Genomic DNA, 25302 nt, shown 5'->3' on the forward strand with positions numbered 1-25302 from the left:
CGCTATTCGTGACCGAGGTCCGGTGACGGCGCCTCGAAGTCGCCGTTTTCGTCGAATTCGACGTCTTCGGGGTCGACGACCACGCGCAGGTCGTCGCGGTCCCGTGCGTCTTCGATCAGCGCTGGCGAGGCGTAACACCGCTCCAGGCGCATCGTGTCGGTGACGCGCAGGAGGCGCGCCTCGTCGCCGGGAACGGGGCCGATGGTGCCGAGCGTCCCGAGGAGGCCGGCGCGGTCGTTCTCGACGACCGGCGGGAGTCGCACGCCGCGGACGGTGCTGGCGGTGATGGCGTTGATGGTCGATTTCGACCAGTCGAGCACCTCTTTCACCTCGCGGTGGGCGAAGTCCGCTTGGCCCATCCCCATCGCGTTCCCCTTGGACTTCTTGGTCAGCCCTCGGAGATAGATGCGTTTGACCGTCGGTGACTCGGGTTCGGGTTCGTTGATGGTGAAGTGGCGGCGCCCGGTGACGTTCGTGTCCATCCCCTGCCCGCTCACGTCCTTGCCGATGCGGTCGACGACGAGGACGTCGAGGTCATCGAAAGGGAGTTTCGGCATGCGGTCGTGGGCCATCTCGAGGAGTTCGCGCTCCCGTTTCAGGAAGCCCGACGCGGGCACGCCCTCGATGAGCGTCGTGTCGTCGTGTTCGTCTTCGACGATGGCGACGCCGCCGGCGACGGGGAGAGAGTCGAGCAAGAGGCTCGCGATTTCGGGGAGCATGTTGCGGAGGCTCCAGTCGACCGCCCAGTCGTGGGCCATCTTCGCGCCGCGCTGTTTCCCCATGCCGATGACGAGCATCTTCGAGAGGCCGCTCTCCACCTCACCGCTGAAGTCGGTGTGGGGCTTGATTCGGTTGACCATCACGATGCTGTCGGCGGCGACGGCGTTCGCGTCGGCGTACACCGGCACACCCCGGTCGGGCGTCTCGCCCACCGTCTCGACGTCCATCGTCGCGCGAATCTCACAGCCAATCGTCTCCTCGCTCACCCCCAGCGTCTCGAGTTTCTCGCGTTGGCCCTCGGCGGTCGCGCCGCCGTGACTTCCCATCGCCGGGAAGACGAAGGGGTCGTAGCCCTGTTCGCGGACGCCGGCGACGACGCCGCTGACGATGGCTGGGAGGTTGGCGATGCCGCGGCTTCCGGCGCCGATGGCTACCTCGCCACCATCGGGTACGTCGCCGAAATCGAGGTCGTAGGTGGCGTCGAGGGCGCGCGACTCTATCTCCTCGGTCGGAATCGGGTCGGTGTCCCAGACCTGTTCGACGACACCCATTCGGGGGATGGCGATGTCACCGACGGTCGTTCGGATGGTGTCCTCGGGGACGACGAGCGAATCGTTCATCCCGAGGGGGTAGTCGGGACGTGGAAAAGAAACCGACGGTCGGCGTTACGCGGCCGCTTCGTCCGCGAACCGGTCGTCGTACTCGCCGTCGTCGATGCGCTCTTTGAACTGTCGGGGGTCGTTGCCCTCGATGGTGACACCGAGCGAGACGCAGGTGCCGACGACTTCCTTCGCGGCGTTTTTCAGGTCGTAGGCGAGCAGGTCGGACTGCTTTTGCTCGGCTATCTTCTGGACCTGTTCGACCGAGAGGTCGGCGACGAAGGTCTCTTGGGGTTCGCCGCTGCCCGTGGAGAAGCCGGCTTCGTCCTTGATGAGTTCCGCCGTCGGCGGGACGCCGACTTCGATGGTGAACGAGCCGTCATCGTCGTATTCGACGGTGATGGGAACTTCCATGCCGTCGAAAGCCGCGGTTTCGTCGTTGATCTGCTGTACGACGGCCTGCACGTCCACGGGCGTCGGGCCCAGCTCCGGTCCGAGCGGCGGGCCGGGCGTGGCCTCGCCGCCGGGAACGAGCACTTCGATAGTTCCAGCCATATCGCATCAAACCCGGGGGCGACTTTTAACGGTTTTCTTTCGGCTCACGGGTGTGGCTCCCCGTCACAGGGAACTCAGACGTCGACGGCGAAAGAGTCGACGTCGCCTGCGCGGTCGGCAATCGCCCCGAGGAGCGTCGCCATGGCGTCCAGGTCGTCGGTATCGATGACCTCGACCGGCGTATGCATGTAGCGGTTCGGCAGGCCGAGATTCAGCGAGGGCGTGCCCCCGCGAGACGTGTAGAACGCGTCGGCGTCGGTGCCCGTCCGACTGCCCGCCGCCTGCGCCTGCACGTCGATATCGGCGTCTTTCGCTGCCTCTCGCGCCAGCTCGACTACGTTCGGGTGGTTGGCGCTCCCGCGGGTGACGACCGGCCCCTCGCCGAGTTCGACGGGGCCGCGGCGCTTGTCCGGAATCCCCGGCGAGTCCGTCGCGTGGGTCACGTCCACGGCGACGACGGCGTCGGGGTCGAGGTCGAAGCCGACCATCCGGGCGCCCTGCAGACCGACCTCCTCCTGAATCGTCGAGACGGCGTACACCGTCGCCGAGGCGTCGTTCTCGACGGCGCGGCGCAGGCCCTCGGCGGCCGCCCAGACGCCGATGCGGTTGTCCATGCCACGGGCGGAGACCCGGGAGCCGTGTAGGTCCTCCACCGTCGTCGAGACGGTGACGGGGTCACCCACCGACACCAGCGATTCGGCCTCGTCACCGTCGGTCGCACCGATGTCGACGTACTGTTCCTCGATGTCGTCGTAGCTCTCCTCGCCTTTCTCGCGCAGGTGGATGGCCGTCTGGCCGACGACGCCCGACACCGGTTCGTCGGCGTGGACCGTGACATGTTGGCCCTTCGAGACGGTTCGGTCGGCGCCGCCGATAGAGCCGATGCGGACGAAGCCGTCGTCGTCGATGCGGCGGACGATGTAGCCGATTTCGTCGGCGTGGCCCGTGAGCGCGAGCTCCGTGTCGCCGCCGTCGTGGACGGCGACGGCGTTGCCGTAGTCGTCGGTCCACACGTCGTCGGCAAAGTCCGAGACGTAATCTATCCAGATGCGTTGCCCGCGCGTCTCGAAGCCAGACGGGGTCGGCGTCTCCAGCAGTCGGTCGAGAAAGGTCCGCTGTTCGGATTCCAGTGTCATGCCGACGTGTACGGGAGCACGAGCAAGAATCCAGCGGTACGTCTCGGATTTGTTTCGACACCACAGAGCCGGTCGTTCCGGACCCGGAGGGCGGAGACCCGTGCCGAAGGGAGCGACTGCTTCGAGCAGCGCACCTACGGGCCCTCCCAGTTATCAAAATAGAATACCGGGGCCGAGGTGTTTTTTAGTAGTCGATTGTTCGCGTCACTAGAATGCCGGGTGACGAATCACTCTCAATCCTTCTCGTCGACGATAGCGCCTTCTTCCTCTCTTTGCTCGCCGATAAACTCGAATCCCAATACAGGATGACGACGATGACGGCGACGAACGCCGCCGAAGCCATGGTGGAACTGGGCAAGGGCTCGGTCGACTGCATCGTCAGTGATTATCGGATGCCGGAGACCAACGGCTTAGAGCTATACGAGATGGTCGCTGCACAGCACGACGTTCCGTTCATCTTGCTCACGTCCGAAGGCGACGAGGAAATCGCGAGTCGCGCCATCAGTATGGGCATCGACGAGTACCTCCAGAAGAAGTCCGTCAGGGAGGACGAACCGCTCAAGCTGCTCGTCAATCGAATCCGCACCGTCGTCGAACAGCGACGGACACAGCGAAAGTACGAACGGTTGGTCGACAACTCCCCGGACGAAATCAGCCAAATCAGCGTCGACGGGAAGATACTCGCCGCCAACGAAACGATGGCGACGGCGTTCAACGTCTCGCAATCGGAGCTAGTCGGCCAACCGTTGTCGGCGTTTCTCCCCGACGAAGTTGCCTCCAGACGACTCGAGGAAGGGAAACGGGCCATCGCTGCCGGGAGCGCAGTGACCTTTCAAGATAGCATCGGGGTGCGGCACTTCCACAACATCGCGGTGCCACTCTCGGCGACCAGTGACGTGGATTCGATGCAGCTCGTGACCCGCGAAATAACCCTTCAGAAACGGAACGAACGGGAGTTAGAGCAGAAAAGCGAGAAGCTGGCCATGATCAACCGAATCGTCCGGCACGACATAAACAACGACGTGCAGTTGCTGACGGGGTGGGCTGACCGCCTCAAAGACCACGTCGACGAGGCGGGGATGGACACGGTGGAGCGCATCGAAGACACGGGCAACCACATCGCCGAGCTCACAGCAATCGCGAGGGACTTCGTCGAATCTCTCGAGGACGACACCGACATCGCGCTCGAACGAACCGACCTCGGCCGCACTCTCGAAGCCGAAGCGAGCAAAAAGCGAACGGCGTACGAAGACGCAAATATCGTCGTCGACGACCTGCCACGAGTGGAGGTCCGAGCAAACGAACTGTTGACGTCCGTCTTCGGCAATCTGCTGAGCAACGCAATCCGTCACAACGACTCCGAGCAACCAGAAGTCCGAATCCAGTCCCAAGAAACCGACACGAACGTCAGCGTTCGAGTGGCGGACAACGGTCCGGGTATCCGGGACGACCGCAAGGAGTCGATATTCGGCAAAGGGAGCAAGGGACCCGCGAGCCCCGGTACCGGCGTCGGACTCCACCTCGTCGCCGCGCTGGTCGACAAGTACGGCGGCGACGTGTGGATCGAAGACAACGAGCCACACGGCGCCGTCTTCGTCGTCGAACTTCCAAAACCACCCAGCAACCGAGGAAAGTCGACGGCAGGCGAAGGTGGAACCGACAGCGAGACGGCACACTGGCCCCGGCAGACCGAATAACCCTACGGCGAACGCGAGACACTCGGGGGCAGACCTACGAAACCGGTCACGAGGACGCTCACTCGCCGTGTCGCGTCACGCAGGTCGACAGCCCCGTCAGCTCCACCGGTTCGGAGTTGTCCGGCGAGTAGACCACCATCTGGCCTTTCTCCATGTAGGGCACTTTGTCCTCGAGTTTCGGCGGGATGTTGACGCTCTTGATGGCGTCCTCGTCCCCGAGGTTGAGGACGAGTTTCGTGTTTACCTGCTTGAACACCGAATCCGCGATGTCCTGTGGGTCCTGCGTGATGAGGAATAGGCCCAGTCGCTCCTTGCGGCCCTGTTTGGCCGCTTCGGTGAACTTCGTGATGACCTTCCGGGCCTGCACGCTCTCGGCGTCGGTGAGGAAGTTGTGGGCCTCGTCCATCCCCACGAGCAACGGCGTCTCCTTGATGCGGTCGTACGTGGGGTCGTTCGACAGTTTCTCGTCGACGAGCAGACTGGCGACGGCGAGGACGACGAGTTCCGTCGCCCGCGAGTCGTTGACGTGGTACGTCGGGACGACGGTCAGGCCGCCGGGCCGGACGAGTTCGTGAACGAGGTCGGTGACCGGGCGGGCGTCTTGGTCGAAGACACGACGGAACGCGCTCCCGAGGGCGCGCCGGCGCACGGCGTCGAACGTCGCCTCGTGGACGCGGCCCGCCTCGTCGAGTTCCTCGCGGAGCGCCGGGTCGTCGAGGTACGTCGTGAACTGGTCGTAGGTGGCGTCGGCGCCGTAGTCGTCGAAGAAACGCCCGAGGAGGTGGTCGAGCGCCTGATACTGATTGTCGTTGAGGCTGGCGCCCGCGACGAGCCATGGCCGGTGTCGGACCATGCTGAAGGGGATGGTGAAGGGCACCTGTTCGGCGCGGTGGTTGGCGCCGCCGTAGGACGCCCCCTCGATTTCGGGCGCGAACGCGATGGTGTCGTCGTGGCCGCCGTGGGCGATTCCCTCGCGGTCCAGTCGGCGCGCCGTCTCCTCGTCCATCGCGGGGTTGTCGTCGTGCATCTGGGCGTACTCGTCCTGCGGGTCGAACTGGACGACAGCCGTCGACACCTCGCGTCCGTCGTCCATCGGATACGTCGTATCGAGGTACTGTCGGAGGACGTTCTTCGAGGCGTGGGTCTTGCCCGACCCCGTGCCGCCTGCGACGAGCGTATGTCGGAAGACGAGAGGGTCGCCGTCGGCGTAGTCGTCTTTCAACCGGTAGTCGATGGTCGGCGGATTCGCCGCCGTCCGCACCGTCTCGCCACCTACCGAGAGGTGGCCGAGGAAGGTGCCGTCGCTCGGAATGGCGAGCCCAGTTTTGATTTGTTCGGCATCGGTCGCCTCACCCACGATGGCGCCGGGTTTCGGGACGCGGTCGACCATCCGTCGCTTGAGTTCGCTACCACCGGACTCCGTCCGGTTCTCCGAGGCGCTACCCGCCTCGCCATCCTCGAACAGAACCGCAACCGGGTCGAGTTCGGCCACGAACTTGTAGTCGCGTTCGGTGAAGTCGTCGCGGCGCATCGCCCGCCGCGCGTGAATCTCTGTCGCGTCGTCGGCCTCGAACTCCTGATCGTATTCGAGCGCCGTGATGCGACAGAAGAGCGTCTCGCCGTCCGGATAGGGGACGAGGAGGTACTTCCCCAGACGGACGGACTCGCGGTTGTCGCTGGTGACGAAGGCCTTTAGCGCCGTGTCGTCGCCGTCCTCGGCCACCCGGAGGCCCTGCGAGACGGAGATAGAGCCGAGCCCTTGGTCCGTGCCGGTGGGCGAGACGTCGTAGGATTCGAAGTCGTCGATCGCGGACTCGGACGGCGGGTCGTCGCCGTCGTCGTCCGCGGAGAAGCCGGTGAAATCGCCGAGGTCGGACATGTCCGCTACCACGGGAGACTGCATGAAACCCCTTTCGGCGCCCGCGTCAGTCGTCGGCTTCGTCGCCCTCGCCGTCCTCGTCGAGCATCGCGTCGAGTCTGGGCGTCGGTGCCTCGTAGACGTACAGCAGCCCCTCGTGCGGGACGTAGAACGCCTCCCCGTCCGGGCGCTCGAAGACGCGCGCGTCGACGTCGATGGCCGTGTCGACCAGTCCGTCGAGCGAGTCGACGTCGACCCGCGGGCGGTTGAGGACCGTCGACGGGAGGCGGGCGGTCGTAATCCAGTCGTCGAACTCGTCGCGGGTGGATTCGAAGTCGAGTCGGTTGCGTTCGGCTTCCGAGACGGTGAATCGGTCGTCGTAGCGGCCGTAGGCGAGGCCGGCCACGCCGGCGAGTCCGAGCACCAACAGTACCGGCCCGCCAACCGTCCAGAGCGGGCCGTACGTTCGCTGACGGGTGAGCGTCTCGGTGGTCGAACCAGTCATCGCCTGCCCCTCAGTTGCGGCGGGCGAGTACGTCGACCCCTCGATGCCGATGGGGAGTCGATACGTCGCGGTTCGCTCCACCTGCTGGCCGTTGACTTCGCCGTCCAGCGCCACCGTGTTGACGACCATGATCTGGACCGACCCCGGCGTTCCGCCGAGTCGCTCGCTGATGTTCGACGCTCGGACCGCTATCTGACTGACGTTCCGGGAGAACGTCGTCTGTACCGCTTCGCCGGAGGCGACGCCACTCGCCGTCGTGCCGCCGAGCGATTCCTCTATTCGCCAGTATTCGGTCGTCGCCTCGTCTCCGTCGCCCCCGACAGACCGGATGACGAGCGTTTGCTGGACCGCCACGTCGGCCGTCCCGCCGCCGCTTGCCTGGTACTCGAAGGCGAACGTCCCGTCGAGTCGCGGGCTGACCGCCATGAAGTACGCGGGCCGGTCCGAGAGTTCGGTCCCCTGCGCGTAGAGCGGGTTGGGTTCGCTCACCGTCGCGGCAGTCGTGTAACTGCCGTTACCCTCCCAACTCGACACCTGTCGCTCCTCCGTCACGGTCCCCGGAGTCGCGTGTGCCGTATACGCTGCGTATCCACCAATTCCGGCGATTACGACAGCAACCAGGGCAATCACCCAGAACCACTCGTCGATCACCGCACGACGCCGACCGTTGCGGTCTCCCCCCATCGGCATGGGAGGTCCATTTCCCGCGTGGGGTTATGAAGGTTGAGTCCCGACAGTTCTCAGCCAAACCGGTTCGCCAACCGGCGGAGCTTGGACGGGCCGCCGCGGGAACGGGTGCGGACGCGCTCACTCCCGATGAGCGACATCCCGAGGAGGTAGAGTGCACCCCCGAGCAACGCGTCGATGACGACGATTGGGAGCCACGGGTGGACCCGATAGAGGCCGTCGATGACCGGTTCGGGGAGGAGCGCGAGATAGCGGTATTCGACGAGATACCGGCGATAGTAACCCGTCTCTGGTGGTGCGTGGAGCGTCATCGTCGCGTTGGCAGTCGCTCGGCCACCCACGTAGACCGTCCCGGGAGCGACTTCGACGTCGTCGCTTCCGGGCTCTAAATACACGTAGACGGGTATTAGCCCCGCGTTCGTGGCGGTGTAGTCAAGCGACGACGACTCGCCTTGAGGAATAGTCGTCGGCCTCTCGGAATCGAACTCGGCACTGACGATGCCGTACTCCTGTGTCCCCGCAGGGACGACCATGGCAGCCGTGGCGGTGACGACCAACACGGCGGCGAAGCCTCCGACGAGGAGACGGGGTGAAATTCCCTCGTCGCGGTTCCGTGAGCGAGAGCGACCTCGTCCGCTCCCGTCGCTGGCGAGGATATCGAAGACGTACAGGAGCACCGACAACCCGAGGAGGATGTACATGAGACCTTGGGAACCGAGAAGCGAGCGAGTGCCCAGCAGCGCCGCGAGTCGAGTCTGTACGTCGCTGGCCGCCGTCTGAATGCCCATCACCGCAGTCCCAAGATTCGGAATGACGACGACTGACCCACCGGGCTGCCACGCCTTGGCGACGATCTGTGGGTCCTTGACGGGAGGTTCGTCGCCGTCTTGATCGGTGAACGGGTTCGCGTCGCCGCGAGTGATGTATCCTCGCTCCGTCTCGCCGACCACACGGTGCGTGGTGAGGCCGCCACCGTGGAGTTGCTGGGCGCGGAAGACGATTACGTCACCCTCCTCGATATCGTCGTCGAGTGCCGTAGGGACTGCGACGAAGCCGTCGCCGGGGTTCAGCGTCGGCGCCATGCTACCGGTCTCGACGAAGCCGAGCAACACGGGGTAGCCGAGCACCTGTCCGGCGACGAGCGAAACGACGAAGACGATTGCGAGCACCTCCCCCCCTAACGTGACCGTTCGCCGTATCGACATTCGAGTTATCGGGTTGATACGGTCAACAGGTAAAAAACCATCTCGGCGTCCGTGCGACGCTCACTGTCGGACCATCAACGGTCGCGTCATCGGACGATTGGGGAATGCAATAGGATATGGGAGGCGGGATTGCTTGTCTCCCGCTACTATTCAGTGAACAGTTCTTCGAGTTCTTGATTGATGGCTTCTCGACTCACGTCTTGATCTGAGAGGTCGAATTCAGCGTCGACCATCTCCGCGTACGTACTCAGAGTGGGTTTTTCAGCCATAGTTTACACCTTATGTGCGGCGATGTTTAGCCGATCGTTAATACTCGTACTCCCGATGGAACTTTCCGGGAGCACGATTCCGAGGAGGCTGAACTTCAGCTTCTGTCCCGGGGAGAGATTTTTGACGGCGATGAATCCAGTCGGGAATTTGACTTCGGTTTCACCAAGCCAAGGGAGATCGACTATCTTTGTCCCCCATTCCACGTCGACATTCTCATCGGGGTTATCAGGAACAAGTAGCACAACTAATGCTCCTTCGAGATCCTCCGGGAAATCCGTTCCATTGATAGCAACATCCCCGTATGTGAGTGGTGACGCTGCCACTTCGAGGGTGTGCATACCCTGATTCTTGATTTCGAAGACGTCCGCGATGCTGGTAGTAGCGTTGGCGTTCAGGCCTTGACCACTAGCAATTCCATCCCCTCGGTTTTTGTTGCTTCCCGTGAGATCGATCGCGAGTGCGTCGTCCGAAGTAGTGTCGACGTAGTTCCCGTTTTTGCCGTCCGTCGGCTGAATCCCGAGGTACGCGCTCGCGTCTCCAGCGACAGCCACATCGACGTTGCGCTGGGATTCGACGCTGTCGAACGCCCCCGTTCCCATAGTGGCCGCCCCTCCTCCCGCGAGCACGCCGAGGCTCGCAACGAATTGTCTACGATTCATGTTCTGTTCCCCTCAGTTAGGTCGCGTCGGCGTTGAAGGTCACCGAATCGAGGAGCTTGTCGCCATCGCCCACGCTATCGCCTTCGGTGTCGATCTCGATACTAACCTTGGTGCTGGCACCCGTTCCCAGCGTGACATCGGTCGAACTGAGAGGAGATCCGTCGTATGACTCGCCCTCGGGGTAGAATTTGACTAGGCTAGGGGCAGTTCCTCCCGTCTTCGACAGGCCGACGTTCACCTCTTGCGTGCCCTGATTCTCGATCGTGAAGACGTCATCCAGCTGCGTGACTGCGTCGGGGTTGACGCCGGTTCCTCCCTTGTCGGTTGAGTTGCTCGAATCGAGATCGATCGAGAGGGTGCTTCCGTTTCCGTCACTGGTGACGTAATGGGAGTTGTCTCCGCCAGTCCCCTCGAGTCGGAGGTACGCGGACGCGTCTCCGGCCACTTCGACATCGACGTTTCGCGTTGCCGTCACACTCGTAAACGCACCAGTACCAGTTGCAGCCGCCGCGCCGGCGGCGAGCGATCCCACACCAGCGATGAACTTTCGTCGTTGCATAGTCGTTCACGTGCCCCGTCTGGAGCACATCACACCCCTGAACCCCTACCCCGTTTGTAGTGAGCCGATTGAAACCAGTACAACGGCGGATAGAACCGGTTCAACGAAGTGATTTCTCGGTTTCAACGGATACGAGATATCGGTTCAATCACACCTTGAGAACCGGCTTGCCGCGCCTGAAGCCCCCGACACCACCGATTACTTATGTGTGATTGTGCAGAGAGGTTAGACCGTCCCAGACGCGTTCAACTGGGGGGGCACGAACGAAATGAATCTGGCACGAGACGACGTTTACGAGGTGTTGAGCAACCGGCGTCGGCGGTTCGTCCTACACTATCTTCGGGGGAACGGACCGCGGGCGGCGCTCGGAACGATTGCGGAACACGTCGCGGCGTGGGAGAACGACATCGATATCGCTGACGTGGGGTCGGACGCGCGAAAGAACGTCTACACATCGCTCCAGCAGTTCCACCTGCCGAAGATGGAGGAGCTGAATCTCGTCCGCTTCGACCAGCGGGCGGGTGAGGTGGAACTCACGGACGAGGCCGATAGTGTAGACGTATACCTAGAGGTCGTCGAGGGCCACGATGTACCCTGGAGCCTCTACTATCTCGGCATCGGTGGGCTAACCGGCGCAGTGACGCTGGGGCACGCGCTCGGGTTGCCGTTACTCTCCGGCCTCACTGAGGTCGGCTGTGCAGTCTTCACTGTCACTGCCATCGGCGCTCTGGCACTGATTCACACCTATTACACGCGGACGATGCGCCTCGGAACCGATGGAACACCGCCCGAAATCGACTGATGAGTCATCGAACTCGACGGATAGTCGCGGTGTTCGCACTCTGTGTAGCCGTGAGTCTGTCTTTCGGTGTCGGAAGCTTCTCTTCGGCATCTGCGGAACGGGGTGTGAACGTGACCGTCGTCGAGAACGAAAATGCGTATCTCAGCTTTGACAGAGGCCTTCGGTGTGGCCCCGGCCGTAGCGCTGGAAGGAGCCAATCCATCGTCCACAACCAGTTCGGATCGAAGATTACCCACGTCGAGATGCAGGTTACAGCTCTCGACGGCCACGCCCGCGTCAGGGCGGCCGAAACCCCGCACGCTGGTGGGTCCAAATCGTTGGGACCGGCGGATTCGACCCGTATCGTGTTCGACGATACGTACCAACCCGGAGAAAGCATCGACCTGGAGGTATCCGGACCAGCAGGCCTCGGAAACAAGACCGGTGCCTATGAACTCCAGATAAAAATCTTAGAAGCCACGGGACCGGGTATCCGAGTCACGGACACGATCAAGACGTACACGGTGAGGTGTCCTGGTCAAAAGAGTTCCACAGCACAGGGAGACGAAGACAGCGGCAGCGATGAAGAAGAAGAGAACAGTAGCGGCGGCAACGGCAACAACGGAAACGGAAACGGCAACAACGGCAACGGTAACAACGGTAACAACGGCAACGGAAACAGCAACGGTAACGGCAACGGCAACGGAGATTGACCTCTTCGGGTCTTTCGACGATATTTCTGATTATCACGCTCGTTCGGAACTTCTGACTGTGAGTAGAATCGGACGACAGGCCTCACTCGACTCCGACGCCACACTCGTCCAGAGTCCGAACCCTCGTGACCCACGCCTTTTACGTCGCGTCCACCTACGAAGAGCAATGCTACTCATCCGGGGCAACGGCGGCGGTACGACGCTCACCGGAACCGTGTACGAACGGGGGGAGAACGCTCCCTCGTTCCAAGGCGCGCCCGACGAGGACGCCGCCTACGTGTGGGTCTGCGACGAGTTCTACGAGGTCGAAAGCGGGGGGTCGACGACGCAAATCGACGGCCGAGACGTACAGATAGCCTTCGAGTCGCCGATGCCCCGCGGCTTCGACACCCGCGAGCAGGCCATCTCGGCCGCGAAAGAGCACCTCCGAACGCAGTTCGCGCGGGTCGGCGTCCCGGCGTCGACGGTCGAGGTCGAAATCGAGAAGGCCGACCCGGCCGACTAGAACTCCCCCTCCCAGCGCACGTCGTCGTAGGTGCGGACGAAGTCCGAGCCGAGACGCTCCTCGAACTTCCGTCGGAGCGCCGCCTTCTCGTCGACACCGATGCGCGCGAGGGCGTCGGCGCGTTCGACCACCGGCGGCGGGCCGCGCGACACGGCAACATCGCGGAGCACCTGTCGCGTGAGACGGTCACGAGCGTCGTCGTCCCGAGTCAGTCCCGCGGGGGCTTCGACCCGGTAACAGAGGTCCTCGCGCGGGTCGTAGACGACGAAGAAGGTCACTTCGTAGTCCTCGGCCGGACGCTCGCGTTCGACGCCGAGGGCGTCGCCGTCGGCGGCGAGGGTCCGGTCCGACCCGCCTCGAGAGTAGAACCAGTTGGTGAACGTGAGACGATAGTCGTCGCCGTCGGCTGGCTCCAGCAGTCGCGTGAAGAAGGCGGTGTCGTCGACCCAGGGCGCGTCGACGCCCTTCTGTCGGAGCGCGCGAGTGATGAGTTTCGGCGACGGATTCTTGACGAACCCCGCGAGGGCGACGTCCCGGTCCAGCATCCGCTCGACGAGGCGGACGTAGTTCTCGACGATGGCGCGGGGTTTGGCCTCCGTCGTCAGCGCGCCGAGTTCGGCGTCGCGGTCCTGCCAGTTGAGGAGTTCCTTCGGGTACAGGGGGCCGTCGAGGACGAGACAGTCGTCGACGGCGTCGGCGTGTTCGAGCGCGTGCGAACTCTCGGCGAGATAGAGCGCGAGGGCGTGCACGACGCCCTCGGCGTAGCGGTTCACGCGCGGCGCGTGGAGCACCTTCCGCCGGACGTAGCCCTCGTCGCGGCGGACCCAATCGGACTCTAGCGCGAGTGTGGGGTCGTTGGCGTGGACCGTCGTCACCAGCGTCCGGGCGCGATGGAGGTCGAGGTCCGAGGGGTCGGCGGCCATCGCGGCGTGAGCCACGTCGAGGACCAATCCGTTCTTGAACGTGGTCGGGTTGATGGTGCCCGAGTCGAGGCCGTGGACGGTGGGATAGGGGTCGTCCACCAGCGCAACGTCGTCGATGGCGACCGACCGCAGGCGACGGTCGCCGAGGGGTTCGACGACCGACCGGCCGTCGACGCGGAGGGGGTCCAACCACTCCTCGAACGCCGTGCGCGCCAGGTCGTCGTGGTCGGTGGCGTCGACGCGCGTCGCGAGATAGCCCGCGAGGTCCGCAATCTCGTCGACGTGGACCGGGTCGAGGGTCATGCCCACCCATCCCACCCGAGACACAAAGAGCGTCGTGGTCGACGGCGAGACTGCGGGAAGACGGCACCCTCATACTCGTCGGTCGCGTAGCGGGGATATGGACACCGCGGCGGTCGCGTTCGACCTCGACGACACGCTGGCGGTCACGCGCGTCGACCGCGAGACGCTCCTGCAGGAGGCACTCGACGCGGTCGATGCCCCAGACCGGTCACGACAGGCGTATCTCGACGCACACGCCGACAACCTGACCGCCGAGAGTCGCGAACCCGTGTTCGAACGACTCCTCGACGGGACGAACGCCGACCCGACGGCGCTGGCGCGGGCGTACCGGGAGCGAGTGAACGACGCACTCGAACCCGTTCCGGGCGTCGAATCGATGCTGGCGACGCTCCGCGAGGAGTATCGACTCGGGCTACTGACGAACGGGCCGGTCGTCGCCCAGCGGTCGAAACTCGATGCGCTCGGCTGGACCGACGTCTTCGACGTGGCGCTGGTGACGGGCGAACTATCTGCGGGCAAACCCGACAGGGCGGCGTTCGAGACGCTCCTCGGAGAACTCGGGACCGAGGCTGGCGAGACGGTGTTCGTCGGCGACGACGTGACGGCGGACATCCAGGGGGCGACCGACGCCGGACTCGACGCGGTACAGGTCTGTTACCCCGGCGGCCCGGAACGCACGCCGGCGGCCATCGCCCACATCGACCGTGCGGACCTCCCGACGCGCCTCTCTTCAATTCTCTCCCGGCGCTAAACGAGCGATTCGACGACGCGAAGTGCGCGCTTCACGTCGGCACCATTCTCGACGAAGACGACGGTTCGCGGTGGCTCGCCGGCCGTGGGGCGAACCCGCAGCTCCGCCTCTCGGGCGGCGTCGAGGGCCGCGTCCACGCGACGCTCGACGTCGACGCGAGCGCGGTCCGGGTGGACGAACACCGTCGCGAGGCGGTCGCCGTCGGCGCGGATTCGATAGGCCACCGCGCCGTCGGTCGTGGGTTCGACGTCCGGGTCGGCGTCGGTGACCGTCACGGCGTCGAGTCGACCCTCGTGACCGACGAGTTCGGAGGCGAGGAGTTGGGCGATGCGGACGCCGTCGTCGAGTTCGGTCGTGACCATATTCTCACTACACGGCGGAGGACCGTGAACGTCAGGACTCGTCGTCGACGAGTTCGGCGAGCGCGCGGTCCGCGGCGTCGTCGACGTCGACGCCACGCTTGCGGGCGTAGAGGACCGCCGCGGCCTCGATGGTGACGCCGAGGTCGCGCTGGCGTTCGTTGATGTCGGCGACGGCTTGCTGTTTCTCGACGCCGGTGGCGACGAGTGCGTCGAGGACGCGCTCGAACGTCGACTGCTCGCGGAGGACGGACTCGTCGGGGACGAACCCGTCGGGGATGGTGACGCTCGTCGGGTCGAACGCCGCGACGAGTTCGTCGTCGTCGCGGGTGAGGAGGCCGCGCCCGGCGGCGACGTCGACGAGGCGCTTGGCCTGGTCGGGGGTGAACCAGTCGCGGTCGAGCGACAGGGCGACGACGAACTCCCCCTCGCCGAGGCGGTCGCGCCCCCGGTCGCGGAAGGGCGCGGCCACGGCTACCTCGAGACTCATAGCAGCAACCCGGGTGACCGGCCCACTAAATCCTGTCGTGTCTCGCCGTCCGCGCGTGTGAGACCCCGTCGCCGGGCCACGTTCGACAGTCTCAAGTATCTCCTTGGACTGGATAGCCGTATGAAAGACCAGGGACGCTCCACGCGGAAGCGCACTGGGGGTCGTCTTCGACCTTCCCGAAACAAGAAGCGATACCAGCTGGGTCGCGAACCCGCCGAGACGACGGTCGGCGAACCCCGATTCCAGACGGTCGACTCCCGTGGCAACGAGACGAAGACCCGAGCGCTCGCCACGAACGTCGCCCACGTCGCCGACGGTGACGAGACGGTCGAGGCCGAAATCGAGAACGTGACCGAGAACCCCTCGAACGTCAACTACGCCCGTCGAAACATCATCACGAAAGGCGCCATCATCGAGACGAGCGAGGGCGACGCTCGCGTCACCTCCCGACCCGGACAGAGCGGTCAGGTCAACGCGGTCCTGCTGGACTGAATTTTTACGGCGTCGGCGCTGCCTTCTGGAGCGCCGTTTCGGCGATGTTACCACCGTAGTCGGCGCTCCGTGAGAGCGAGTCGACAAGGAGGCCGAGCAGCTGCGCTCGCGTCGGGTCGAGTTCTCGAAGGAGTTCGTCGATGGAGCGGGCGTGGCTGTCGATGCCCTGTACCGATTCGCGGGCCTCGTTGGCGCGGCGCGTGGCGTCGTCGCTGTCGTCGAGGAAGAGCGCGTCCATCGCCCCGTCGATGACGCCCGCGGCGTCGGCGTGTAGCTCTTCGAGGGCGTCGCACACGTCGTCGGGGAGTGGGTCGTCGACGTTGAGCGAGAGGTGGGCGATTTTGGTGGCGTGGTCGGCGACGCGTTCGAGTTGCCGGGCCGCCGATTGGTAGTCGAAACACACCTCGCGGGAGACGCCGAGTTCCTCGGCGGCGCGGGGGCTTCGGAGCGTCGAGCGGAAGATACGAGAGACGACCATCCACAGGCGGTCCACGTCGTCGTCGCGTTGAATCACGTCGCGCGCGAGGTCCGCGTCGAGTTCTATCATCGACGTTACGGCGTCTTCGAGCATGGAGAGTGCGATGAGACGCATCCGGGTGACAGCGTTGTTGATCGAGAGTTCCGAGGAGTCGAGCAAGTCACGAATCACCACGCGGTCGCGCGTCTCCTCCAGGACTTCGAGGCCGACGAGGCTCTGGGTGGCCTCTCTGATGGTCCGTCGCTGGTCGGTCGTGATGCGGGCGCTCTCGAGGGCGATGATGTCGAACCCACTGACGTACATCGTCATGACGGCGCGGATGAGTTCCTCGCCGGAGAGGTCGCCGATGTCGAGGGTTCCCTCGGTCCGTTCGTCCTCGGTTCGCGGCGTCATGAACAGGGAGTCGCCTTCGGGGTAGAACGCCACCTCGCTCCCCGCCGAAACGCCGTTGTCGGTCGCCCAGTCTTTCGGAATCGACACCGTGTACGTCGACCCGCCCGTCACCTGCACCTTTCGAGTCTCGACCATGTTCGGAGAGAACGACGTATCCGAAATAAAACCTTGTATATCTATATACTCCTGCCGGTTCGGCGAATCACAGCGAACAGCGCACGCGAGAACAGTCGATGTGCGACGAGAATCGCAGTCACGTTCTGCGGGTTCTGAGCTTTAATAGCGCCTAAATCACGGCATTTGTCGTCCATATCGATACATAGCGACCGTGCTGAAATGCCGAACACAGCGACGGCACTCGCACCGTCACAGATACCCCGTCATCGGTTCCCGTACTGATATCTATATAGTTATCATAGAAGGGTACTTACGGCCTAGCCGGCCACGTTCGGGTGATGACGGACGACTCTACGAGTGGACGTGTGTCGCGCCGAAAGTTCCTCGCGGCTTCCGGAACGGTCGGAGCGATTGGGCTGGCTGGCTGTACCCAGAGCGGTGACAACGGCGGCCAGAGCGAGGGGCTCTCCGGAACCATCGACATCGCGGGGAGTTCGACGGTGTTCCCGCTGGCGACGGCGATGGCCGAGCGGTTCCAGTCCGAGCACTCGGGTGTCAACATCAACATTCAGTCCACCGGCTCCGGTGGCGGCTTCGCCAACCACTTCTGCCCCGGGCGGACGGACTTCAACAACGCCTCGCGACCCATCCAGTCCGAAGAGGAAGAGGTGTGTTCCGGGAACGACGTTGCGCCCGTCGAGCTCACCGTCGCGACGGACGCGTTGACCGTTGTCGTCAACGACGAGGCCGACTGGGTCGACTGCATGACTGTCGAGGAGCTCCGACAGATCTGGTCGGCCGAGAACCCGCCGTCGATGTGGAGCGACGTGAACTCCGACTGGCCCGACGAACCGCTCGAACTCTACGGTCCCACTGACGCCTCCGGCACCTACGACTACTTCATCGAGGCCATCCTCGGCGAGGAAGGCCCCGGTCACCGACAGGACTACTCCGCGACCGAGCAGGACCGTACCATCATCCAGGGTGTCGAAGGCTCCGAGAACGCCATCGGCTATCTCGGCTTCGCGTACTACACGGAGAACCAGGACCGCGTGAAGGCACTCGGCATCGACGACGGTGACGGCTGTGTCGAGCCATCGCTCGAAACCGCCCGCGCCGGCGAGTACACGCCGCTCTCCCGACCCCTGTTCACCTACGCCAAACAGGAATCGCTCGCGGAAGAGCACGTCGCCGAGTTCGCCCGCTTCTGGATAGAGAACGCCACGAGCCAGGAAATCGTCGCCGACGAAGTGGGTTACGTCCCCCTGAACGACTCGGACCAGCAGGAAGCGATGGACGCGCTCGAAGCGGCCATCGAAGAAGCACAGGGCTAACGCCGACCGAACGAAGAGTTTTTTCGCCCCAGCCGAAAATCTCAATCCAGTAGATGAGCACAGACGACATCACGCGGGACCTCACCCGTCGCACGGAAAACTCGCCGCGAGAACTCCTGACTCGCTCGTTTTTCTTCCTGTGTGCGGTGTTATCTATCGTCACCACCGTCAGCATCATCCTGATGTTGACCACCGAGGCGGCGAAGTTCTTCTCGGTCACCGCGCCGCTGATGGGTATCGAGGGACCCACCGCGTCGGTCGTCGACTTCTTCACGGGAACGGAGTGGGTCATCAACAACGAGCAGTTCGGCGTGCTACCGCTCGTCTCGGCGACGCTCGCGGTCACTATCGGCTCCGCCGTCGTGGCCATCCCCCTCGGCGTCGCCACCGCCATCTATCTCAGCGAGTACGCGAGCTCGCGCGCACAGCGCGTGTTGAAACCCGCCCTCGAAGTGCTCGCGGGCGTTCCGACCGTCGTCTACGGCTTCTTCGCCGTCGTCTACATCACGCCCGCACTCAAGACGGTCATCCCCGGTCTCGGGACCTTCAACATGCTCTCGGCGAGCATCGTCGTCGGTATCATGATCATCCCGATGGTCGCCTCCATCAGCGAGGACGCGATGTCCGCCGTCCCCGACTCGCTCCGACAGGCGGGCTACGGGATGGGCGCGACGAAGTTCGACGTCTCCGTCGGCATCGTCGTTCCCGCCTCGCTGTCGGGCATCTTCTCTTCGTTCATCCTCGCGCTCTCGCGCGCCATCGGCGAGACGATGGCCGTCACCGTCGCCGCCGGGTCGCAGGCGAACCTCCTGAACCCGCTGAACCCCACCGCGTACCTTGAGGGCGCACTCCCGATGACCGCCGCGATGGTGAACCTCCTCACCGGCGACGTCACCGGCGGCGGTGTCGCCTACCGGAGCCTGTTCGCTATCGGTCTCACCCTCTTCGTCATCACGCTCATCATGAACATCATCAGCGACCTAGTCGCCCAACGATACCGGGAGGAGTACTGATATGGCAACACGAGAGGACGTCATCGAAGACTTCGGCCACGTAAGCCGGACTGCCGGCACCGTCTTCCGATATCTGCTGCTCGCGGCGACGCTGTTCGGCATCGTCGCGCTGGCGGTCCTGTTGCTATACGTCGCCAACGACGCCATCCAACCGCTGACCGCCGACCCCGGTTGGCATCTCACCTTCTTCCTGACGCTCGTCGTGCCCACACTCGCCGTGAGCGGCTACCTCTTCCGAACCGACCCGGTATCGTTCCGCTTCGGCGCCAGCATCGTCGGCCTACTCGCCGTCAGTACCATGTTCGCGGGTGGCATGGCGATGATATTCGTCGACATCGTCCCGCCGGTGGTCTGGTTCGGCTACGTCCTCGCGCTCTGTCTCTCACTCGCGGGCGTCGTCGTCATCGAGCGCTTCGACCGCCAGCTCCCCTTCCTCGCGCGGTTCGTCGCTGCGGGCGCAGTCGTCGTCGGCGCCTTCGCCGTCGTACCCGGACTCGTCCAGTCGCTGCCGGTGTATCCGACGGACGACATCCTGCTCACGCTCTCCTTTGGCGCACCCATCGCCGCTGTCGTCGGCCGGTACGCCGCCGCCGACGCTGGCCGGCGCGGGCGACTGCTCGCTATCGGAGCCGGCGTCGTCGCCATCGGTCTGGGGGGCGTGGTCGGACCACTCCTGGGTGTCACGCCCGTCCCGGCGACGGTGATTCTCTCCCTCGCCGTTGTCCCCACCGCAGGCTACGCCGTCGGCACCGTCCGCCGACACCCCGCGCGCCGGGCAGGACTGGTCCTCACGGCCGTCGTCCTCCTCGGCGCGTTCGGTGGCGCAGCTGCCGTCGACGCCCTCGGCTTCGCCGGACCGCAGTCGTGGGTCGACTGGCAGTTCCTCACCAACGCCCACAGCGGGGACGCGGTCGATGCCGGTCTCTACCCCGCCATCGGTGGCTCCATCCTCCTGATGGTCACCGTCGCCGCACTCTCCTTCCCCCTCGGTGTCGGGGCCGCGGTGTATCTCGAGGAGTACGCCCCGGACAACCGCTTCACGCGCTTTATCGACGTGAACATCTCCAACCTGGCCGGCGTCCCCTCTGTCGTCTACGGACTGCTCGGACTCGCCGTGTTCGTCACGTACCTCGGTCAGCCGACGGGGACGGTGCTCATCGGCGGCGCGACGCTCGCCCTCCTCATCCTGCCCATCGTCATCATCTCCGCGCGCGAGGCGCTCCGGAGCGTACCGGATTCGATGCGACAGGCCTCCTACGGCATGGGCGCGACGCGCTGGCAGACGATTCGGAACGTCGTCCTCCCCCGGGCGTTCCCCGGAATCTTGACGGGGACGATTCTCGCCCTCGGCCGCGCCATCGGCGAGACGGCGCCGCTCATCATGATTGGCGCGCCGAACGTCCTCTTCTCGCTGCCGACGGGGCTCTCCTCGAAGGTGAGCGCGATGCCCCTGCAGGTGTACGCCTGGGCGAGTCTCTTCGCCAGCGACCCGTTCTATCAGGCCGCCGTCCCTGCGGGCGTCGTCGTGTTGCTCGTCGTCCTACTCAGCATGAACTCCGTGGCAATCGTGCTCCGCAACAAATATCAGAGTGATTCGCAATGACCGACAATTCAGAGCAAGAGTACACTGCATCGACCGACGACCCGACGGCCGACGAGATGAGCATCGAGACTGACGTGAGCACGAGCGTTTCGTCGTCCGACACGACCCAGCACGCGAACACCGTCGTCAGCGCGGAGAACGTCAGCGTCTGGTACAACGACGAACAGGCGTTGCAGGACATCACGCTCGACATCCCCGAGAATCAGGTGACCGCGATGATTGGACCCTCGGGGTGTGGCAAGTCCACGTTCCTCCGGTGTATCAACCGGATGAACGACCTGATAGACGCCGCGCACGTCGAGGGTGACCTCCACCTCCGCGGCAAGAACGTCTACGACGACGATGTCGACCCCGTCGCACTCCGCCGTCGCGTCGGGATGGTCTTCCAGTCGCCCAACCCCTTCCCCAAGAGCATCTACGACAACGTGGCCTACGGCCTTGAGATTCAGGACAAGGAGGGCGACTACGACGAAATCGTCGAGCAGTCGCTGAAGCGAGCGGCGCTGTGGGACGAGGTGAAAGACCAACTCGACCAGTCCGGCCTCGAACTCTCCGGCGGGCAACAACAGCGACTCTGTATCGCCCGAGCCATCGCCCCCGACCCCGAGGTCATCCTGATGGACGAACCCGCCTCCGCGCTCGACCCCGTCGCAACCTCCCAAATCGAGGACCTCATCTCGGAGCTCGCTGAGGAGTACACGGTGGTCATCGTCACCCACAACATGCAACAGGCGGCACGCATCTCGAACAAGACGGCCGTCTTCCTCACCGGCGGCGAACTCGTCGAGTTCGACGACACCGAGAAAATCTTCGAGAACCCCGAGAGCCAACGCGTCGAGGACTACATCACCGGGAAGTTCGGGTAGCGCTATAGAGCCGTCCCGAGGAAACTATAGACCTCTCTATAGCCAACAGTAGATACGGGACAACGTTTTAGGTTGCTCCCGCCGAGCGTGGTGTATGGCGAGAACGGACTATCAGTCGTCGTTGGAGGAACTCCGCGACGACATCCTCTACATGAGCGAAGTGGTCGCGGAGCGGCTCCGGACGGGGCTGGACGCGCTCGAACGGAAGGACGAACGGCTGGCTCGCGAGGTGATCGATGGCGACGACGAAATCAACGAGATGTATCTCAAACTGGAAGGCGACTGTGTCGACCTCATCGCCCTCCAGCAACCCGTGGCGAGCGACCTTCGCTTCATCGCCGCCTCGTTCAAGATAATCACCGACCTCGAACGCATCGGCGACCTGGCTGTCAACCTCGGCGGCTACACGCTGGACGCCGAGCGCGACCTCTTCCCCGACGTGGACATGCAGCGCATCGGGCGAACGACGCTCGATATGCTCGAAGACGCGATGGACGCCTACGCGAACGAGGACGTGGAGGCGTGTTACGCCGTCGCCGACCACGACGACGAGGTGGACGCGATGTGTGAAGCCGCGAGCGAACTCGTCGTGCGCGACCTCATCGAGAGCGACCGCCTCGCCGACGACCTCGACGACGACGAGGAGATGGAGTCGCTGATGCAGGACGTCTCACGCCTTCTGCTCACCATCCGCGACCTCGAACGCATCGGCGACCACGCGGTCAACATCGCCGCCCGCACGCTCTACATGGCCGAGAACGACGACGAACTGCTCTACTAATCGCTGGCGCGTCGCATCACTGTCGCCTCCGCCTTGCGGAGATGTTCTGCGGCCGTCCCCGGTGCGATATCCAAGTCGTCGGCCACGTCGGCGACCGTTCCGGAACGTGGTGAGTCGTAGTATCCACACTCGACAGCGGCAGCGACGGCCTCGCGCTGTCGGTCGGTGAGACGCCAGTCCGACTCGCCGGCCCGGCGTCGGTACGGGCCGACGGATTCGATAGTGGCACGCAGTCCGTCGGGCAACTCCGTGACTGCGGCGTCGAGGTCGGCCGCGGTGCCGACCAGCGTGACTGCCGTCGTCCCGTCGGGTTCGAACTCGACGGGTGGCACCACCACGAGCGTCCCCCGCGCGAACGCGTCGATATATCCGCGGTCGGCGTCTGTCACTCGGTCGCGAACGCAGCAGTAGAAGACGCCTTCGACGGCGTCGGTGAGGCTGAACGCCTCCGTCGCGTCGCGCGCCTCGAGTTTCGCGCGGAACGGCGCCGGGTCGCCCCGAACCCGGAACACCATCGTGTTCGTCTCGTCGAGGACCGTGTTCCAGTGAAGGAGCGACGCGCGTTCGATGGCCTCGTGGTCCATCTCGAAGGCGTGCATCGGGTGGAGGGTATCCGGGTCGTGATGAACCCGCAGTCGCGCGTACTTCATCGGTCGGTGCTCGTACGCCAATAAATAAAACCCTCGTGTGTGAGGCAGTTTCGACTCGGGTCGTCGGGAGAGAGGCTGATACATGAGCCTACTCGGCTTCGCGTTCGCGGCCGGCATCGTGTCGGCCGCCGGCGTATACGTACTCGTCGTCGCAACGCTGCTGACCGACCACGAGTGGTGGCCGCCCGGCGACCGAACGCCGGCGTACTACTGCCACTGGACGCTCGTTGGCGTCTTCGACGTGGCAGTACTCGGGACTGCTATCCTCGATTTCGGTGCGTGGGGACTGCCCCGTGCCCTCTCTCTTCTCGGTGTCGTCGCCGCTCTCGTCGGTACCGCCGTCTTCGCGTGGGGGACGCGGACGATGCGCGCCGCGGAGACGATGGGCGTCACGGGCACCCTCTACACCGACGGCCCGTACGCCTACACGCGCAACCCGCAGTACGTGGGCATGGTCGTCGGTGTGCCCGGATTCGCACTGGCCGTCGATTCGGCGCTGGTGGCGGTTCTCGCTGCCGTCCACGTCGGTTGGGTCCTCCTCTTGCCCCGCGCCGAAGAGCCACACCTACGCGCCGAGTTCGGGGAGGCGTACGACCGCTACGCGGCGCGCGTCCCGCGATTCGTGGGTCTCGGAACACTCCGTCGCGCCCTCGACGCTGCGCGGTCCTGAAAGAGTTAACCGCTATCGGCCTATCCATTCGGGCATGAATGCGGCGGCGACGATTCGCGAGTATTACGAGTCGCTCCGGCGAGGCGAACCGCTCTACCCCTACTTTGCCGAGCATCCCGACGTGGTGAAGTTCGGCGTCGGCGAACGCCTCGTCGGCTACGACGCCGTCGCCGAGGGCCTACGCGAACAGACGCGAACGACCGACGACTGGACCGTCCAGAGCCAAGATCTCCGCGTCATCGAACGCGACGACCACGCGCACTTCTCCGATGCGGTGTTCATGTCGTGGACCACGCCGGAAACCGAGTACGCCCTCTCGACGCGATGGAGCGGGACGCTCGAACGCCGCGACGACGAGTGGGTGTTCGTGGGGATGCACGTCAGCACGCCCTACGTCGACGGCTGATGGTGGGGCCGAGTTTCACCGAGGAGGACCGCCGCACCGCGACGCGCCGCCTCAAACTCGGCTTCATCGGCCTTGTCGGCCTCTCCGGCGGCCTCGTCAGCCTCGCCGTCGGCGCGACGCTGGTACAGACCCTCGTTGCCCTCGCTGTCGGCTGTCTCGTCGGCTGGGCGCTCGTCGCCTACCTCGGCCGGGTCGGGCGCGAGTGGCAGCAGAACCGCTAGACCCGCGCCAGCCACTGCTCGGGGTCGTCGAGTTCCGCGTCCGTCGGTAGGTTTTCTGGCTGTTCCCACACGATGCTCGCACCCGCCAGCCCTCGGTCGTCCGCGACGGCGTGGAAGAAGTCCGCGCCGCGTTCGTACTGCCGACGCTTCAGGCCGAGTCCGAGGAGGCGGCGAGCGAGTTGGGCGACCGGGCCACCACCCTGTCGACGGGCGTCGAGTTTCGCCCGCAGGTCGGCGTAGTCGTCGTCGAACGCCCGGTCCATCAGCAGTTCGGCGTACCCCTCGACTGCCGTCATCGCGGTATCCAACTCCGCGAACGCCTCGCGGTCGACGTCGCCAGCGGCGAGGGCGTCGACGCCGCGCTCCACCCGCCGTTCGAGATAGGTCGAGAGCCACGGTGCGGCGCCGAACTCGGCGGCGTGTGACACCTCGTGGAACGCGATCCAGCGCCGGAACCGCGGGAGCGACACGTCGAGGTCCGTCGCCACCTGCACGATGTTCGGGTGGACGAAGTAGAGCGCGTGGTTCCGGTCGTCGGGCGCCGCCTCCGCGAGGAGGAGCGGGTCGTACTGCCCGAGGACGTTCCGCCCGAGGAAAGCGAGCATGAAAGAGAGCGTGCCCGTGTTGACGACGCGACTGACGCCGGGGAAGAGCGTCTGTGGCACCTCGCGTTCGACGGGCGCCATCACGCGGCGGAAGGTGTCGACGTTGGCGTCGATCCAGTGGTGGCGGTTCTGGATTTCGACCGTGTCCGGCAGGTCGAACTCGACGCCGCCGAGCGACCGGAGGCGGTCACGCGCGTCGCGCACGTCCGTCGCGTATCCCGAGCGGTCGGCCTCGCTCAACTCAAGCGACCCGGCCGCCGTGCTGGCCTTGGCGGCGTCGGCGACGGCGGTCCAGTCGACGTGGCCGTCGCCCGACGCGCTGGTGACGGTGCGGACGCTCCGAAAGATGTCCATACGCAGTCGTGTCGGTAGTGACTAAAAACGCTTCCGCGCAAACG

29 protein-coding genes are annotated in these 25302 nt (G+C 64.7%); 14 read left to right on the forward strand and 15 right to left on the reverse strand.

Annotation, left to right across the window (positions count from 1 at the left end; translation table 11 throughout):
• Nucleotides 1-2: 2 nt before the first annotated feature.
• The 3 genes from BLU18_RS01915 to BLU18_RS01925 all read right to left on the reverse strand — a co-directional run bounded on the left by BLU18_RS01915 (nt 3) and on the right by BLU18_RS01925 (nt 3010).
• Nucleotides 3-1340 (reverse strand): nickel pincer cofactor-dependent isomerase, group 22, encoded by a 1338-nt coding sequence (locus tag BLU18_RS01915; protein WP_092630626.1) that lies wholly within the window; start codon nt 1338-1340, stop codon nt 3-5.
• A 45-nt stretch (nt 1341-1385) separates the two neighbouring features.
• Nucleotides 1386-1874, reverse strand: a complete 489-nt coding sequence (locus BLU18_RS01920) for a 50S ribosomal protein L11 (protein ID WP_092630629.1) — start codon at nt 1872-1874, stop codon at nt 1386-1388.
• A gap of 74 nt (nt 1875-1948) precedes the next feature.
• Entirely contained in the window at nt 1949-3010 is a 1062-nt protein-coding gene (locus BLU18_RS01925) for a M20/M25/M40 family metallo-hydrolase (RefSeq protein WP_394327312.1), read from the reverse strand.
• A 212-nt stretch (nt 3011-3222) separates the two neighbouring features.
• Here BLU18_RS01925 and BLU18_RS01930 point away from each other — a divergent pair, with 212 nt between their 5' ends.
• Nucleotides 3223-4707 (forward strand): sensor histidine kinase, encoded by a 1485-nt coding sequence (locus tag BLU18_RS01930; protein ID WP_092630631.1) that lies wholly within the window; start codon nt 3223-3225, stop codon nt 4705-4707.
• 58 nt (nt 4708-4765) lie between these two features.
• Here BLU18_RS01930 and BLU18_RS01935 read toward each other — a convergent pair whose 3' ends face one another.
• The 6 genes from BLU18_RS01935 to BLU18_RS01955 all read right to left on the reverse strand — a co-directional run bounded on the left by BLU18_RS01935 (nt 4766) and on the right by BLU18_RS01955 (nt 10423).
• Nucleotides 4766-6586, reverse strand: a complete 1821-nt coding sequence (locus BLU18_RS01935) for an ATP-binding protein (protein ID WP_092630634.1) — start codon at nt 6584-6586, stop codon at nt 4766-4768.
• A 46-nt stretch (nt 6587-6632) separates the two neighbouring features.
• Nucleotides 6633-7622 (reverse strand): DUF5305 domain-containing protein, encoded by a 990-nt coding sequence (locus BLU18_RS01940; protein WP_143025212.1) that lies wholly within the window; start codon nt 7620-7622, stop codon nt 6633-6635.
• Between the two features lie 188 nt (nt 7623-7810).
• Nucleotides 7811-8962: a signal peptidase I gene (locus BLU18_RS01945; RefSeq protein ID WP_092630640.1), complete on the reverse strand. Its 1152-nt coding sequence runs from the start codon at nt 8960-8962 to the stop codon at nt 7811-7813.
• Between the two features lie 146 nt (nt 8963-9108).
• Nucleotides 9109-9231: a hypothetical protein gene (locus tag BLU18_RS15165; protein ID WP_281241029.1), complete on the reverse strand. Its 123-nt coding sequence runs from the start codon at nt 9229-9231 to the stop codon at nt 9109-9111.
• Nucleotides 9232-9234: 3 nt separating this feature from the next.
• The gene (locus BLU18_RS01950) at nt 9235-9831 is read right to left on the reverse strand and encodes a hypothetical protein (RefSeq protein WP_218124044.1); all 597 of its coding nucleotides are present in this window, start codon (nt 9829-9831) and stop codon (nt 9235-9237) included.
• A gap of 76 nt (nt 9832-9907) precedes the next feature.
• Nucleotides 9908-10423 (reverse strand): DUF1102 domain-containing protein, encoded by a 516-nt coding sequence (locus BLU18_RS01955; RefSeq protein WP_218124045.1) that lies wholly within the window; start codon nt 10421-10423, stop codon nt 9908-9910.
• Nucleotides 10424-10718: 295 nt separating this feature from the next.
• Here BLU18_RS01955 and BLU18_RS01960 point away from each other — a divergent pair, with 295 nt between their 5' ends.
• The 3 genes from BLU18_RS01960 to BLU18_RS01970 all read left to right on the forward strand — a co-directional run bounded on the left by BLU18_RS01960 (nt 10719) and on the right by BLU18_RS01970 (nt 12449).
• Nucleotides 10719-11252 carry a DUF7344 domain-containing protein gene (locus BLU18_RS01960; RefSeq protein ID WP_092630649.1) on the forward strand — a complete coding sequence of 178 codons (534 nt, stop codon included), beginning with the start codon at nt 10719-10721 and terminating at the stop codon, nt 11250-11252.
• 110 nt (nt 11253-11362) lie between these two features.
• Complete coding sequence (locus BLU18_RS01965) at nt 11363-11944, forward strand: hypothetical protein (protein ID WP_143025213.1); 582 nt, start codon at nt 11363-11365, stop codon at nt 11942-11944.
• Between the two features lie 166 nt (nt 11945-12110).
• Nucleotides 12111-12449 (forward strand): DUF7113 family protein, encoded by a 339-nt coding sequence (locus BLU18_RS01970; protein WP_092630655.1) that lies wholly within the window; start codon nt 12111-12113, stop codon nt 12447-12449.
• Here BLU18_RS01970 and BLU18_RS01975 read toward each other — a convergent pair.
• Nucleotides 12446-13675 carry a DNA double-strand break repair nuclease NurA gene (locus BLU18_RS01975; RefSeq protein ID WP_092630658.1) on the reverse strand — a complete coding sequence of 410 codons (1230 nt, stop codon included), beginning with the start codon at nt 13673-13675 and terminating at the stop codon, nt 12446-12448. The two genes, BLU18_RS01970 and BLU18_RS01975, sit on opposite strands and share 4 nt — an antisense overlap.
• A 97-nt stretch (nt 13676-13772) precedes the next feature.
• Between BLU18_RS01975 and BLU18_RS01980 the strand changes: the two genes are divergently transcribed.
• Complete coding sequence (locus BLU18_RS01980) at nt 13773-14426, forward strand: HAD family hydrolase (protein ID WP_092630661.1); 654 nt, start codon at nt 13773-13775, stop codon at nt 14424-14426.
• Here the strand turns inward: BLU18_RS01980 and BLU18_RS01985 are convergent.
• Both BLU18_RS01985 and BLU18_RS01990 read right to left on the reverse strand, forming a co-directional pair.
• Nucleotides 14423-14788, reverse strand: coding sequence for a DUF7993 family protein (locus BLU18_RS01985; RefSeq protein ID WP_092630665.1), 366 nt, complete (start codon nt 14786-14788; stop codon nt 14423-14425). The genes BLU18_RS01980 and BLU18_RS01985 overlap by 4 nt on opposite strands.
• 31 nt (nt 14789-14819) lie before the next feature.
• Nucleotides 14820-15275 carry a DUF2240 family protein gene (locus BLU18_RS01990; RefSeq protein WP_092630669.1) on the reverse strand — a complete coding sequence of 152 codons (456 nt, stop codon included), beginning with the start codon at nt 15273-15275 and terminating at the stop codon, nt 14820-14822.
• 120 nt (nt 15276-15395) lie between these two features.
• On the opposite strand from BLU18_RS01990, the gene BLU18_RS01995 reads away from it, so the two are divergent.
• Nucleotides 15396-15767 (forward strand): 30S ribosomal protein S8e, encoded by a 372-nt coding sequence (locus BLU18_RS01995; RefSeq protein WP_092630672.1) that lies wholly within the window; start codon nt 15396-15398, stop codon nt 15765-15767.
• A gap of 4 nt (nt 15768-15771) precedes the next feature.
• Here BLU18_RS01995 and BLU18_RS02000 read toward each other — a convergent pair whose 3' ends face one another.
• Complete coding sequence (locus tag BLU18_RS02000; protein WP_092630675.1) at nt 15772-16773, reverse strand: phosphate signaling complex PhoU family protein; 1002 nt, start codon at nt 16771-16773, stop codon at nt 15772-15774.
• Nucleotides 16774-17093: 320 nt separating this feature from the next.
• On the opposite strand from BLU18_RS02000, the gene BLU18_RS02005 reads away from it, so the two are divergent.
• The 5 genes from BLU18_RS02005 (at nt 17094) to phoU (ending at nt 22352) form a co-directional block, all read left to right on the forward strand.
• Complete coding sequence (locus BLU18_RS02005) at nt 17094-18089, forward strand: PstS family phosphate ABC transporter substrate-binding protein (RefSeq protein ID WP_092630678.1); 996 nt, start codon at nt 17094-17096, stop codon at nt 18087-18089.
• Between the two features lie 53 nt (nt 18090-18142).
• Nucleotides 18143-19102 carry a phosphate ABC transporter permease subunit PstC gene (pstC, locus tag BLU18_RS02010; protein WP_092630682.1) on the forward strand — a complete coding sequence of 320 codons (960 nt, stop codon included), beginning with the start codon at nt 18143-18145 and terminating at the stop codon, nt 19100-19102.
• 1 nt (nt 19103) lies between these two features.
• A complete protein-coding gene (pstA, locus tag BLU18_RS02015; RefSeq protein ID WP_092630685.1) occupies nt 19104-20705 on the forward strand; it encodes a phosphate ABC transporter permease PstA in 1602 nt (533 codons plus the stop codon).
• A complete protein-coding gene (gene pstB / locus BLU18_RS02020) occupies nt 20702-21571 on the forward strand; it encodes a phosphate ABC transporter ATP-binding protein PstB (RefSeq protein ID WP_092630688.1) in 870 nt (289 codons plus the stop codon). The genes pstA and pstB overlap by 4 nt, the downstream gene beginning before the upstream one ends.
• Before the next feature lie 94 nt (nt 21572-21665).
• Nucleotides 21666-22352, forward strand: coding sequence for a phosphate signaling complex protein PhoU (gene phoU / locus BLU18_RS02025; protein WP_092630691.1), 687 nt, complete (start codon nt 21666-21668; stop codon nt 22350-22352).
• Here the strand turns inward: phoU and BLU18_RS02030 are convergent.
• Nucleotides 22349-23002: a helix-turn-helix domain-containing protein gene (locus BLU18_RS02030; RefSeq protein ID WP_176791159.1), complete on the reverse strand. Its 654-nt coding sequence runs from the start codon at nt 23000-23002 to the stop codon at nt 22349-22351. The genes phoU and BLU18_RS02030 overlap by 4 nt on opposite strands.
• Nucleotides 23003-23084: 82 nt before the next feature.
• Between BLU18_RS02030 and BLU18_RS02035 the strand changes: the two genes are divergently transcribed.
• From BLU18_RS02035 to BLU18_RS02045, 3 genes are read left to right on the forward strand one after another with little or no spacing between them, the layout of a single operon-like run.
• On the forward strand, nt 23085-23672 hold the full coding sequence (locus BLU18_RS02035) for a methyltransferase family protein (RefSeq protein WP_092630697.1): 588 nt from the start codon (nt 23085-23087) through the stop codon (nt 23670-23672).
• 34 nt (nt 23673-23706) lie between these two features.
• Nucleotides 23707-24078 carry a nuclear transport factor 2 family protein gene (locus tag BLU18_RS02040; protein WP_092630699.1) on the forward strand — a complete coding sequence of 124 codons (372 nt, stop codon included), beginning with the start codon at nt 23707-23709 and terminating at the stop codon, nt 24076-24078.
• Entirely contained in the window at nt 24078-24299 is a 222-nt protein-coding gene (locus tag BLU18_RS02045; protein WP_092630702.1) for a hypothetical protein, read from the forward strand. Before BLU18_RS02040 ends, BLU18_RS02045 begins: the two co-directional genes overlap by 1 nt.
• On the opposite strand, the gene BLU18_RS02050 is transcribed toward BLU18_RS02045, so the two are convergent.
• Nucleotides 24296-25258 carry a zinc-dependent metalloprotease gene (locus BLU18_RS02050; RefSeq protein WP_092630706.1) on the reverse strand — a complete coding sequence of 321 codons (963 nt, stop codon included), beginning with the start codon at nt 25256-25258 and terminating at the stop codon, nt 24296-24298. The genes BLU18_RS02045 and BLU18_RS02050 overlap by 4 nt on opposite strands.
• Nucleotides 25259-25302 lie beyond the last annotated feature (44 nt).

It is taken from the genome of Haloplanus vescus (genome assembly GCF_900107665.1).
Taxonomy (GTDB): Archaea; Halobacteriota; Halobacteria; order Halobacteriales; family Haloferacaceae; genus Haloplanus; species Haloplanus vescus.